The following is a 12,550-nucleotide window of genomic DNA, read 5'->3' as shown; positions in this document are numbered from 1 at the left end:
CCTGACGCATGGCCAATGTGCTCATCATCGACGACGACGAACTGTTCTGCGAAATGCTGCGCTCGGCCATGGAGATGGAGGGACACGCCTCGTCCGCCGCCCACTCGCTGGCGGACGGCGCCCGCCTGCTGGAGCGCGACGTGTTCGACGCCGTATTCCTGGACGTGCGCCTGCCCGACGGCAACGGGCTGGACATGCTGCCCCGGCTGCGCCACATGGCCAGCCCGCCGGAGATCATCATCGTCACCGCCGCGGGCGACCCGGACGGCGCGGAACTGGCCATCACCGACGGGGCGTGGGACTACGTGGAAAAGCCCGCCTCGCTGGAGCAGATGCGCTTCACCCTGGACCGCGCCCTGCGCCACCGCAACCGGCAAACCCGCCAGTTGCGCCGTCCGCTGGACACGGGGGGCATCGTGGGCGCCAGCCAGCGTCTGGCCGCCTGTCTGGAGCGGCTGGCCGAGGCGGCCATGGGCGATGCCGCCGTGCTCGTTACCGGAGAAACGGGCACCGGCAAGGAACTGTTCGCGCGGGCCCTGCATCGCAACAGCCGCCGCGCCTCCGGCCCGTTCATCACCCTGGACTGCGCGGCCCTGTCGCGCTCCCTGCTGCACAGCGAACTGTTCGGCTACCAGCGCGGGGCCTTCACCGGCGCCATGGAATCGCGCGCCGGGCTCATCCGCCAGGCGCACGGGGGCACCCTGTTTCTGGACGAGGTGGGCGAACTGCCCCTGGCCCAGCAAAAGGCCTTTCTGCGCGTGCTCCAAGAGCGGCGGTTCCGGCCCATCGGCAGCAAGGAAGAGGTGGAAAGCGACTTCCGCCTGGTGGCAGCCACCAACCGCAACCTGCCGGACATGGCCGAGCGCGGTACCTTTCGCAAGGATCTGCTGTTCCGCCTGCAAGCCGTGGAACTGCAACTGCCCCCCCTGCGCGAACGCAAGGAGGACATCCGCGAACTGGTCGCCACCCACGCGGAACGCATCTGCCGCCGCGACGGCATCGGCGCCAAGGGCTTCGAGCCGGACGTGTACGAGGCCCTGGCCGCGCACGACTGGCCCGGCAACGTGCGCGAACTGGTCAACGTGGTGGAGGGGGCGCTGCTGCTGGCCCACGAGGAACCGGTGGTGCAACTGGAGCACCTGCCCGTGCCGCTGCGCGCCCGCATGGTGCGCCACAGGCTGGCGCCCGGAGCCGGGGCCAATGCGACCGGCGCGGCCAGTGCGGCGGCTGCCGCACTGGCAGGCAACGCCGGGCAGGGAGGCCAATGGGGACCAGGCGGATTTGCGCCGGGCAAGCCCTGCATGGCTTACCCGGCGGCGCCTGATGGCGGCCTGCCGCCCGACATCTGCCCCGGCATCGCCGGGGGAATACAGGGCCTGCCCTGCCCCGCCGAATTCCCCCCCGGGCTTCAGCCGTCGTGCGGCGCGCCCGGCCAGCACCACACCCATCCCCGGGTCTGGAGGGACTACCGCAATGCCGCCCTTGGCAGTGTTGAAAAGGGCTACCTGCACCATCTGCTGCTGGCCAGCGAGGGCAACATCACAAAGGCAGCCCGCATGGCCGGGCTGTCCCGCCAACGGTTGTACGCGCTGTTGCGCAAGCACGGGGTGATGCGCCAATGGGTGGATGACGATTTGTCCAGCAAAAAATGACAGTGTAAATTTTTACAAGACAAAGTAATCTAAAAAATTACGCAACCATCTCGCCACGCAACTGCTCAACCATCATTCAACATGCATTTATTATTGACTAATCATTAAAAATAACACTGCGGTATGACTTTTGATAAGGCGTGAGTGTGTCGCTCCAGATTATCAACCAGGAGACCGCTCATGCTTTCCGAACTGACCAAGATCGTCCACGGCATCGTGCTGGACAGCCCCACCCCGGCCAAGGCGCTGGCCAAGGAAATAGGCAAGCCCTACTCCACCCTGCTGCGCGAGATAAACCCGTACGATACCGGGGCCAAGCTGGGCGTGGAAACGCTGCTTGAAATCATGAAGCACACCGGCAACATCAGACCGTTGGAATACATGGCGCGGCAACTGGGCTACCGGCTGGAACCCGAGGCGGGCGGCGCGGAAATCCATCGCCCCCTGCTGCCCCTGCGCATGTCCGCCGAACGTTAGCGGCATCCACCGGGTTGCCTGTATCGGCCCGTCCTGCCCCGTCCTGACCCGTTCAGGCTGGTCATTGGCATTTGCGGGCTTGCGTTCGTATGCTGCCATGTGGTGGCGGGCGAAATCGCCCGGCCACAGGCAAGCATCTGCGCGCCACCCGGCGCGCCATCACCCTGCTGCGGGCCGTCCCGCAGCCCACTGGAGGCCAAGGTGCGGATACTGGTCGTGGACGATGATGCCGTGACGCTGTGCTTTCTCGAAGCCCTGCTGTGCAGTTGGGGGCACGAGGTGGCAACGGCGGACAACGGCCGAACATGCATGACCTGCCAGCGCATGACCCCGGCAGACGTGGTTATTACCGACATCATCATGCCCGAACAGGATGGCCTGGCCACCATCGCGCAATTGCGCCGCGAGTTTCCGGGGGTGAAGGTCATCGCCATGTCCGGAGGCACCCCGGTCATGGACATGGAATCGGCCATCCGCACCGCCCACCTCATGGGCGCGGACGCCGTGCTGCCCAAACCGCTGGATACAGACGTGCTGCGCGGGGCACTCAGCTCCGTGGCCACGCCGCGCGTGCTGGCCGCCACCGCCAGCCACCCGGATGCCCATCCATCGGTCATGTCCCTGCCCAAGCGTTGCTGATCCTCCCTTTCCCCGCCTGCCAGCCCGACATTCATCTTCAAACGTCCGCTCCTTGGGGCGGCACGCCGCACACCAGGGATACGCCCGTGCAGGCCCAGGCGTGGGCGTCCTGATTTGGCCGTGCCCGGCGCCCGCCAGCCCCCCTTTGCCCGGGCGCTATCGCCGCGCCCCCATGCCAGCCCCCCATTCCTGGCCCCACGCCCCCTACCTCACCCCGAGCCAACGCTACCTTCACCATACCTTCTCCTGCTGTCACCCGCTCCAGGTTTCCTGCCGTCCTCTCCAATGATCGCGCGTACACACAGCTATTCGTGGGGGTGAGCCCGACTGTCGACCGACACGAATTCTGGATAGTTCATGTGGGTTCCCATCACTACAGAACGCACGCATGGACGCCACATGAAAAAATTCCAGAACGACGAGGCACACCCCCCCGACAGCGCAGCACCTGCACCGTTCCTCCATGACACGACACAAACAAAAGCGGGCAGTGCTCCCGTCATGGTCGCGCATCAGCCCATCTTCGACGCTTCAGGGCATATCTTCGGCTTTGAAATGTTGTACCGAAATGCATGCTGGCCCTCCAGCAATTGCCCGCCGTTCTCCGATGCCGTCGCCACGGCATCGGTCATCATCGACGGCCTGCCACTGATCATGGACACCCTGGGCGACAACCGGATGCTGTTCGTCAACTTCGACGAATCCCTGCTGCTCAGCGGCCTTGCCAACATGCTCGACCCGGCCCGCACCTGCGTCGAGGTGCTGGAAACCACGCAGCCCACGCCCGGCATTCTGGCGCAACTGGCCGCGCTCAAGCGGCGCGGCTTCACCATCGCCCTTGACGACTATGCAGGGGCCGGACCGGCGGACGCGCTGCTGCCGATGGCCGACTACGTGAAAGTGGAGGTGCTGCGCAGGCCCCGCGCCGACGTGGCACGCGACGTGGAAAGAATGCTTGCGGCGGGCGTCAGGGTAGTGGCCGAAAAGATCGAGGACCAGTCCACCCTGGAATATTGCCGCAAGCTGGGCTGCCATCTGTTTCAGGGGTACTTCCTGTCGCGCCCGCAACTGACCTCCGGGTGCACGGTCAGCACCACCCAGGCCCTGCGGCTGAAAACCATCAAGATATTCGCTTCCGGCAGCACCACCACGCCACGTCTCATCAAGGCCATCCGGGCCGACGTCTCGCTGTCCTACCGGCTGTTGCGCTACCTGAATTCCGCGCATTTTTCCTTCAGCTCGCGGGTATCGTCCGTGGAGTTCGCCGCCAGGCTCATGGGCGAGACGGGCTTGCGCCGGTGGCTGTGCGCCGCCCTGCTTTCCGGCATCGCCAAGGGGCCGTTCGTGCCGGAACTGATCCGCATGTCGGTGTTCAGGGGCGTCTTTGCCGAGGCCCTGCGCAACAGCACCACGGGCGGGCCACCGGCGGACCGGTTGTACCTGGCCGGGTTGTTTTCGCTGCTGGACGCGATCCTGGGCCTGCCCATGGAAACGATTCTGGCGGACATCCGGCTCAGCAGCGACATCGACGAGGCGCTCATCGAGCGGCGCGGCGCGCTGGCTCACTGGCTGCACGTGGTGGAATCATACGAACGGGGAGACTTTGGCGATGCCGCACAGGGCTTCGCCGAACTGGGGCTGGACATGTCACTGCTGACGCACCGCTATCTGCAAGCCCTGAACGTGTCGCAGAGCATCTGCACGACGCAGTAGGAACCGGTGGTCGACCTGTGGCCGACAGGCGGAAGACAGGGCGGGGGGAGGAAGGGCGCAGGAAGGAACGGGGCGCCACCGCCGTGGCGGGCATGCAGGGCCATGGTCTTGGAGGCCGGGCAGGCACCCGGAGGAACCCGCAGGATCGGTGCGCCCGCGGGACGCCATGGAGCCAAACTGCCGGGGCTACACAGGCCCCAGGATGACGCCCCCCGCCAGCACGTGCCCTTCGGCATCGTACACCGCCGCCACCTGCCCCCGCGCGGGCGGGGTTTGCGGCTCGCGGAAGCGCACGGCCATGCCGGTATCGCCCACGGTTACCCGCGCGGGCTGGGGAGCCTGCCGGTAACGGGTGCGCACGCTGATCTCGGCGGGCCAGTCGGCGGGGTCCACCAGCAGGTTCACGTCCTCGGTCAGGCAGCCGCGCGCGGCCAGATGCTCGCGCCCGCCCACCAGCAGCACGTTGTTTTCCATGTCCTTGGATACCACGTACAGCGGCTCTTCCCAGGCGATGCCCAGGCCGCGCCGCTGGCCCTCGGTGTACTGCCACAAACCCTTGTGGCTGCCGATCTTGCGACCGCGCATGGTCACGATGGGTCCGGGCCCGGGCAGGCGTACCTGCCGGTCGCGCAGGAAGGCGCGGTAGTCGTCACCGGGCACGAAGCAGATTTCCTGGCTTTCCGACGGCAGCGGCGGCACGATGTTCCGCTTCACCAGTTCGGCCTTCACCTGCTCCTTGCGCCAGTTGCCCAGCGGAAACACGGCCTGCTCCAGCCGGGCGCGCTCCACCAGTGACAGGAAGTAGCTCTGGTCCTTGGCCGGGTCCGTCCCCCGTTGCAGGGTCATGCCCCATTGCGGGTGGCGCAGCTGGCGCACGTAATGGCCCGTGGCCAGGCGCGCCGCGCCAAGGGCGCGCGCGGCGTCCAGCAGCAGGCCGAACTTCATGGTGGCGTTGCACCGGGCACAGGGGTTGGGCGTGCGCCCCACCACGTATTCCTCGATGAACGGAGCCACCACCGCCTCTTCGAAGGCATCGGCCAGGTCCACGGCGTGAAAGTCCACGCCAAGCCGGGCACACATGGAGCCGATGGCCTCGGCCGGGTCCGGGTTGCCCGAAGGCTGCTCGGCACGCGGGGGCAGAAAGCGCGCATGCAGGCCGAACACGTCCTGCCCCTGCTCCAGCAGAAGCAGGAGCGCGAACAGGCTGTCGGTGCCTCCGCTGAGTGCGACGGCGATCTTCATGCTGCGTGCGCTGCCGTGGTACGGGGTGCGGTCATCCGGGCGCGCTTACGCGCCGGTCCCGGCTGCGGCGGCTGAAATGGCGGGTGCCACCCCCGGCACGCCCAGCGCGCCGGACAGCACGTTGGCCGCCGCCAGCAGGTCGCCCTCGCCAAAGGCCCTGCCCAGCATCTGCAAGCCCACGGGCATGCCGGAACGGCTGCCCATGCCCACGGGAATGCACAGGCCCGGCAGGCCCGCCAGGTTCAGCGACAGGGTGAACACGTCCATCATGTACATCTTCAGCGGGTCGCTGGTCAGTTCGCCAAGGCCCCACGCCGTTACCGGCGATGCCGGGCCGCACAGCACGTCGCACCGGGAAAGGGCCTTCTCGTAGTCCTCGCGGATCAGGCGGCGCACCTGCGCTGCCTTGCGGTAGTAGGCGTCGTAGTAGCCGGACGACAGCACGTAGGTGCCCAGCATGATGCGCCGCTGCACCTCGTCGCCAAACCCTTCCGCGCGCGAGCGCACGTACAGGTCGGCCAGGTCGCGCGGGCTTTCCGCCCGGCGGCCATAACGCACCCCGTCGAAGCGGGCCAGGTTGGAACTGGCCTCTGCCGGGGCGATGATGTAGTACGCCGCGATGCTGTAGGGGGTGTGCGGCAGTTCCACGTCCACGATGGTGGCGCCGAGGCCCCTGGCCGTATCCAGCGCCGCCTCGCAGGCGGCGGACACCTCGGGGTCGATGCCCTCGCCCCGGAATTCGCGCGGCACGCCGATGCGCACCCCGGACAGATCCTTGCGGGAGGCCAGCGCGCCCATGTAGTCGTCCACGGGCAGGGTGGCGCTGGTGGCGTCGCGCGGGTCGTGCCCGGCGATGACCGACAGCAGCAGGGCCGCGTCCTCCACGGTGCGGGTCAGCGGGCCGATCTGGTCCAGCGACGAGCCGTAGGCCACCAGCCCGAAGCGCGACACGCGACCGTAGGTGGGCTTCAGGCCCACGCACCCGCACAGGGATGCGGGCTGGCGAATGGAGCCGCCGGTGTCCGTCCCGAGAGACCCGAAGCACTGCCCGGCGGCGACGCTGGCGGCGGAACCGCCGCTGGAACCGCCCGGCACGCGCGCCACGTTCCACGGGTTGCGGGTGGGGCCGAAGGCGGAATTCTCTGTGGATGACCCCATGGCGAATTCGTCCATGTTGGTCTTGCCCAGGATCACCGCACCGGCCTCACGCAACCTGCCAACGGCAAAGGCGTCGTAGTGCGGGGTGAAGTCGCCCAGGATGCGCGAGCCGCAGGTGGTGCGGGTGCCCGCCGTGGTCAGGGCGTCCTTGACCGTCAGCGGCACGCCCCACAGGGGCTTCGCCGGGTCCGGCCCGGCGGCGTCCAGCGCGCGGGCTTCGGCCAGGGCTCCCTCGCCTCTGATGACGAGCAGCGCGGCAATGGCGGGCTCTGTGGCCGTGATGCGGTCCAGGCACGCGGCGGTGACCTGCTCCGCCGTCAGTTCGCGCCGGGCCAGCCGGTCGCGCACTTCGGCCAGCGACAGGGAAACGATTGCGGTGGACGTATCGGACATCTCACTATCCTTGGCTGTGCATGCCGCCGCCTGCGCGGGGGCTTGTCTGTGAACTTTCAGAAAAATATCTGCGAGAGAGAGGGAAGGAATCGGGGCGCCGCCCCGAACCCCGCCGGGGGAACATGTTCCCCCGGTCCCCCTGCATTGCCCGCCACCGGGCCTGACAGGCATCGGCAACCGCGCCACGCACTTCCGCGCGTCGGGCGGGCACCATGTCTTCCTGCCTTTCCCCCGTCGCGCCAGCACTACCAGCGCGGCGTCCGGTTCAGGAAGGAGGCACTTTTCTTTTTCCCTGCGGGCATCCGCACGTCAGGTCCGTCGCCGCTCCGTCTTTCTGCCTTTCCCCCGTCGCGTCGGCACAACCAGCGCGGCGGATTTCCGGTTCAGGGCAAGGAAGGCGAGTGTTCCGAGGTGAAGGAATACTCTTGTCGTATTTCGAGCCTCGGAACACGAAGCCTGACGCAGCCATGGGCCGGAAGGCCATCGCGCTGCCCTAGACTATCCGAGGGACAATGAAGAATTCGGAATCAGCCTCCGGCGCATTCCGCAACACATCCTCGCGCGTGCAGCGCGGGGCGGTTTCGTCGAAGCGCAGGGCCGTGGCATGCTGCACGGGGCTGTACAGCGGCTCGACGCCGGTGGTGTCGAGGCCGTTCAGCATTTCCATGTAGCCCAGGATGTCGCCGAACTGCCGGGCAAAGGTTGCAAGCTGCGCCTCGTCCGGGGCCAGCCGGGCCAGCCGCGCGATGGCGGCCACCTGATCGGTGCTGATGGTGGTCATGATCGGTCCTGTATGGCGTGCGGATTATTGCGGAGTTGCGGTGGCCGCGGCCTTGACGCGGGCCTCGTGGCGCTCGCGGGTGCGTTCCAGCTTCTGGCGGAACTCGGTGGGCTCCACGGGCTTGAAGCCGTCGGACGTGGGCGCGAACAGGAACAGGTCCTGCGAGGCGTGGCCGTCGGCGCTCCAGTGCAGGGCGCCCATGGCCCACTGCATGCGCTGGGCGTCGGCCAGGCGGCGGTTGACATCCGCCGGGGTCCAGCCCTTTTCCGGCAGGCCGATATTCGAGGCAAAGCGCACGAAGTCGTAGCCAAGGCCCACCCAGAAGTCGGGGGCATCGGGGTTGCCCGCCTCGCGCAGGGTGCGCGCCAGCGCATCGCCGGCGGGCGAGGTCTGCGCCCCGTTCCAGGCGCCGGGAAACACGGCCAGCCCGAAGTTGCGCACGTCCACGCTCTTCTGCCCGGCCAGCCCCTGCTCCCACAGGGTGGTGCCCAGCAGCACCTGCCGGTCCTCGCCGTGGAAGAACAGGTTGGGCACCAGCATCTCGGTGCTCTTCCAGCTGTCGGGCAGGAAGGTGGCCTCAAAGGTGGCGCCCGGCACCGGGTAGCTGTTGACGGTGCGCACCTTCACGAAACTGCCCGCGATGCGGTTCCATTCCTGATGCCTGCTGGCGGGATAGGACATGGTGGAGGCCACGCTGGAGCCGCGCGCGCGGGCGCGCTCGGCAAAGAGCGAGGCCATCTTGCCGCCGAAGGCGTCGTCGGGGTGCAGCACGCCGTAGCTGGTCACGCCCAGGGCGTCCTGGGTGAAGCCCAGCAGCGCGTTGACCTGATCGTCGGGGCTGGTGAAGAAGCGCCACGCCACGCGGCCTTCTTCGCCGCCGTCCAGTTGCGGCAGAAAGGTGAAGAAGGCGCGCTGGCCGGTCAGGCCGCGTTCCTTGGCGGCGCCGAAGCTGCTGGTGCGCAGCGGCCCGCCCACCACCACGCACTGGGGCGGCAGGGCGGCCAGCTTGTCCAGCCAGTCGGGCGACTCGGTGTTCAGCACCACCACCTCGACCTCAACGCCGGTGCGCGAAAGTTCCCACTGGGCGGCGCCTGCCCCGCGCGAGATCTTCCACCCGATGTTGCCGAAGGCGCCGGTCATGGGCAGGGCCAGGGCCACGGTGCGCGAGGCGCGCATGCCGCTCTGCTCCAGCGGTGCCAGCACGGTGCCGAGCAGGTTGGGATCGTTGAAGTTGCCGCTGCGCTGCAAGCGGGTAAGGGTTTCCAGCGCGCGCAGTGAACCGGCGTTGGCGGCGGCCATGCGCCGGGCCGACTCCAGTTCGATGATGTTGTAGGGATAGCGGCCTTCGTTCTCCGGGGTCACGGTGGCGGCAAGCTGCTCCACCGTGGCGTTGTCGGAACGCTTCAGCTCGTCGAACAGGCGGTTTTCCAGCGCGGCGCGGAAGGACTGGCTTCCGGCGGCGGCCCCGGCCTGCGTGCCCGCCTGGGCCCACAGGCTGGACAGGGTCTGGAGCGAACCGGAAATGTCGCCCCCTTCCCACTGCCGGGTGGCCACGATAAGCCCGGCCTGCGCACGCAGCCCCCACGGGCGCGCGGCGTCGCCGAACACCGCCGTGGCGCGCTGGCGGCTTTCGGTCCTGGAAATGCGGGACACGGCGCGGTACCAGGTATCCTGCCACTCCTGCGCGGCATCGGCAGCCGGGTCCAGCCTGCGCCAACCCTCCAGGCCGTCCAGGGCCAGGTTGGGGTGGGCATTGGCCTCGGCGGCCATGCTATAGCCGCGCCACGCACCCAGGCGTTCTTCGGGCGTGATGTCGGTACGCGCCGTCATCATGCCGAAGATGCGTTCCGCCGTGGCCGCGTCGCCGCGCTTCAGGGCCTCGTTGCCTTCGTCCAGCGCCGAGCGCCGCACCGGCTGCTGCACCTGCGGGGTGACGGGTTCTTGCGGAATGATGATGGACCGCTTGCCGCCGCACCCGGCGGCGGAAAGCATCATGAGCGCGAGCAGGGCAAGGACCGTGGCGCGCGAAAGAACGTGCTGCATCGTGGGTACCGTGGTGTGCACCATCGTGTGCACCATGGGGTGGACCGTTGCTTGCCGGATGTACCTGCACGGGCGCCGCGCGGCGTGGCCTGCGGCCTGGCGTGCGGCTTGCCACGCGAAAAACGCGCCGAGGACGGGACCGGCGCAGGGGCGAAACCCGGGCCGCGAAACGGGGGCACTGCACCGGCAGGCCCCGCGGCGAATCGCGTCAGGCTATACATTGTGGCCCCGGAATGCAAGCGGGGCGCGCCCTGCGTCCGACCGACATCCCGCAGGACATGGCCGGGCGCGGACGCGCCCCTGAGCATTCCAGCCCTGCCCACGCACGGACGCGGGCAAGGGCGGCTGGTTACTTCTTCACTTCGGTGTAGTCGGCGTCCACCACGTCGTCGTCGCCCTTGGCGGAACCGGCATGACCGGCATCACCCGCTTCGGGACCGGCGCCGGGCTGGCCCTGCTGGCTCTGCTGGTACAGCTGTTCGGCCAGCTTGTGCGAAGCGCGCGACAGTTCTTCGGACGCGGTCTTGATGGCTTCCAGGTCGCTGCCGTCCATGACCTTTTTCAGGGCTTCGATCTTGCCCTCGATGTCGGACTTGGTGGCGGCGTCCAGCTTGTCGCCAAGGTCGGCGATGGACTTTTCGGTGCCGTAGATCAGGCCGTCGGCCTGGTTGCGGGCCTCGATCAGTTCCTGCTTCTTCTTGTCCTCGTCGGCATGCGACTCCGCTTCCTTGATCAGGCGCTGGATCTCGCTTTCCGACAGGCCGGAAGAGGCGGTGATGCGGATGGACTGTTCCTTGCCGGTGCCGAGGTCCTTGGCCGACACGTTGACGATGCCGTTGGCGTCGATGTCGAAGGTGACCTCCACCTGCGGGGTGCCGCGCATGGCCGGGGGAATGCCGGACAGCTCGAAGCGGCCCAGGGTCATGTTGTCACCGGCCATGGGGCGCTCGCCCTGCAACACGTGGATGGACACCGAGGGCTGGTTGTCCGCCGCCGTGGTAAAGGTCTGGCTCTTGCGGGTGGGGATGGTGGTGTTGCGGTCGATGAGCCGGGTGAACACGCCGCCCAGGGTTTCGATGCCCAGCGAAAGCGGGGTCACGTCCAGCAGCAGCACGTCCTTCACGTCGCCCGCCAGGATGCCGCCCTGAATGGCGGCGCCCATGGCCACCACTTCGTCGGGGTTCACCGAGCGGTTGGGCTCCTTGCCGAAGAACTCGCCCACCTTCTTCTGCACCAGGGGCATGCGGGTCATGCCGCCCACCAGCACCACCTCGTCGATCTGCGCGGCGGAAAGGCCGGCGTCGGCCAGGGCCTTGCGGCACGGCTCGATGGTGCGGTCCACCAGGTCTTCCACCAGCTTTTCGAGCTTGGCGCGCGAAAGCTTCATCATCAGGTGCTTGGGACCGTTCTGGTCGGCGGTGATGAAGGGCAGGTTGATTTCCGTTTCCATGGAGGTGGAAAGGTCCTTCTTGGCCTTTTCCGCCGCTTCCTTCAGGCGCTGCAACGCCATGCGGTCCTTGGAGAGGTCGACGCCGTTCTCGCGGCGGAACTCTTCCACAAGGTAGTTGATGACCCGCTGGTCGAAGTCTTCGCCGCCCAGGAAGGTGTCGCCGTTGGTGGCGCGCACTTCCACGACGTTGTCGCCCACTTCAAGGATGGAAATGTCGAACGTGCCGCCGCCAAGGTCGAACACCGCGATCTTCTCGTTGGTCTTCCTGTCGAAGCCGTAGGCCAGCGAGGCGGCGGTGGGTTCGTTGATGATGCGCTTGACGTCGAGGCCCGCGATGCGGCCCGCGTCCTTGGTGGCCTGGCGCTGGGCATCGTTGAAGTAGGCAGGCACGGTGATGACCGCGTCGGTCACGGTTTCGCCAAGGTACGCTTCCGCGTCGGCCTTCAGCTTGCCGAGGATCATGGCCGAAACTTCGGCGGCGGAATACTGGCGACCCTGCACTTCAACGGCGGCATCGCCGTTGGCGCCCGCCACGATGCGGTAGGGGCTGTGGGTCTTCCAGTTGTTCACTTCGGGGGCGTCGCCCTTGCGGCCCATCAGGCGCTTGACGGCGAACACCGTGCGCTCGGGGTTGGTGACGGCCTGGCGCTTGGCGATGTCGCCGACAAGGCGTTCCTTGTCGGTGAAGGCCACGATGGAGGGCGTGGTGCGCCCGCCTTCGGGGTTGGTGATGCACTTGGGATCCTTGCCCTCCATCACGTAGACGCAGGAGTTGGTGGTCCCGAGGTCGATGCCGATGATCTTGCCCATTGTCTTCCTCCTCAAAGGGTACGCGAGCATGTCGCGAAGTGATCTTGCGCTGGCCGCCGTTCCGGTGCGAGCCGTTCCGGCGTTGGCTGGAGTGAATAGTAAGGCGGGGTTGCCGGTCGTAAAGAGGGGAAGGCCATTTTTTCGTGCAAGGATGTGCACCGGGGGGGAAAAATGCGGGGTCGCGGGGCGGAA

9 protein-coding genes are annotated in these 12,550 nt (G+C 67.5%); 4 read left to right on the top strand and 5 right to left on the bottom strand.

From position 1 onward, the window contains the following. Positions 1 to 8 precede the first annotated feature (8 nt). From K6142_RS03005 to K6142_RS02990, 4 genes are all read left to right on the top strand, one after another. Positions 9 to 1,652, top strand: a complete 1,644-nt coding sequence (locus tag K6142_RS03005) for a sigma-54-dependent transcriptional regulator (protein ID WP_190244769.1) — start codon at positions 9 to 11, stop codon at positions 1,650 to 1,652. Positions 1,653 to 1,832: 180 nt separating this feature from the next. After that, on the top strand, positions 1,833 to 2,129 hold the full coding sequence (locus K6142_RS03000) for a phage regulatory CII family protein (protein ID WP_190244768.1): 297 nt from the start codon (positions 1,833 to 1,835) through the stop codon (positions 2,127 to 2,129). Between the two features lie 201 nt (positions 2,130 to 2,330). Continuing rightward, the gene (locus K6142_RS02995; protein ID WP_190244767.1) at positions 2,331 to 2,768 is read left to right on the top strand and encodes a response regulator; all 438 of its coding nucleotides are present in this window, start codon (positions 2,331 to 2,333) and stop codon (positions 2,766 to 2,768) included. 501 nt (positions 2,769 to 3,269) lie between these two features. Continuing rightward, positions 3,270 to 4,481 (top strand): EAL and HDOD domain-containing protein, encoded by a 1,212-nt coding sequence (locus tag K6142_RS02990; protein ID WP_190244766.1) that lies wholly within the window; start codon positions 3,270 to 3,272, stop codon positions 4,479 to 4,481. Positions 4,482 to 4,667: 186 nt separating this feature from the next. Here the strand turns inward: K6142_RS02990 and mnmA are convergent, their stop codons facing one another. The 5 genes from mnmA to dnaK form a co-directional block, all read right to left on the bottom strand. Further along, entirely contained in the window at positions 4,668 to 5,723 is a 1,056-nt protein-coding gene (mnmA, locus tag K6142_RS02985) for a tRNA 2-thiouridine(34) synthase MnmA (RefSeq protein ID WP_190244765.1), read from the bottom strand. Positions 5,724 to 5,768: 45 nt separating this feature from the next. Then, positions 5,769 to 7,274, bottom strand: coding sequence for an Asp-tRNA(Asn)/Glu-tRNA(Gln) amidotransferase subunit GatA (gene gatA, locus K6142_RS02980; RefSeq protein ID WP_190244764.1), 1,506 nt, complete (start codon positions 7,272 to 7,274; stop codon positions 5,769 to 5,771). A 493-nt stretch (positions 7,275 to 7,767) separates the two neighbouring features. Next, positions 7,768 to 8,055 carry an Asp-tRNA(Asn)/Glu-tRNA(Gln) amidotransferase subunit GatC gene (gene gatC / locus K6142_RS02975; protein ID WP_190244763.1) on the bottom strand — a complete coding sequence of 96 codons (288 nt, stop codon included), beginning with the start codon at positions 8,053 to 8,055 and terminating at the stop codon, positions 7,768 to 7,770. A gap of 24 nt (positions 8,056 to 8,079) precedes the next feature. Then, positions 8,080 to 10,098, bottom strand: a complete 2,019-nt coding sequence (locus K6142_RS02970) for a penicillin-binding protein activator (RefSeq protein ID WP_223290335.1) — start codon at positions 10,096 to 10,098, stop codon at positions 8,080 to 8,082. Positions 10,099 to 10,447: 349 nt separating this feature from the next. Further along, positions 10,448 to 12,358: a molecular chaperone DnaK gene (dnaK, locus tag K6142_RS02965; protein WP_190244762.1), complete on the bottom strand. Its 1,911-nt coding sequence runs from the start codon at positions 12,356 to 12,358 to the stop codon at positions 10,448 to 10,450. Positions 12,359 to 12,550: the final 192 nt, after the last annotated feature.

It is taken from the genome of Nitratidesulfovibrio sp. SRB-5 (assembly GCF_019931275.1).
In the GTDB taxonomy this organism is placed as follows: domain Bacteria; phylum Desulfobacterota; class Desulfovibrionia; order Desulfovibrionales; family Desulfovibrionaceae; genus Cupidesulfovibrio.
The sequence above is the reverse complement of the archived record's forward strand: the minus strand, read 5'-3'. Positions and strand labels throughout refer to the sequence as shown.

Bases quoted from the DNA above. Each gene is read 5' to 3' on its own strand.
- K6142_RS03000 (WP_190244768.1), top strand. From the start codon at position 1,833: ATGCTTTCCGAACTGACCAAGATCGTCCACGGCATCGTGCTGGACAGC.
- K6142_RS03005 (WP_190244769.1), top strand. From the start codon at position 9: ATGGCCAATGTGCTCATCATCGACGACGACGAACTGTTCTGCGAAATG.
- K6142_RS02970 (WP_223290335.1), bottom strand. From the start codon at position 10,098: ATGCAGCACGTTCTTTCGCGCGCCACGGTCCTTGCCCTGCTCGCGCTC.
- K6142_RS02990 (WP_190244766.1), top strand. From the start codon at position 3,270: ATGGTCGCGCATCAGCCCATCTTCGACGCTTCAGGGCATATCTTCGGC.
- dnaK (WP_190244762.1), bottom strand. From the start codon at position 12,358: ATGGGCAAGATCATCGGCATCGACCTCGGGACCACCAACTCCTGCGTC.
- gatC (WP_190244763.1), bottom strand. From the start codon at position 8,055: ATGACCACCATCAGCACCGATCAGGTGGCCGCCATCGCGCGGCTGGCC.
- gatA (WP_190244764.1), bottom strand. From the start codon at position 7,274: ATGTCCGATACGTCCACCGCAATCGTTTCCCTGTCGCTGGCCGAAGTG.
- mnmA (WP_190244765.1), bottom strand. From the start codon at position 5,723: ATGAAGATCGCCGTCGCACTCAGCGGAGGCACCGACAGCCTGTTCGCG.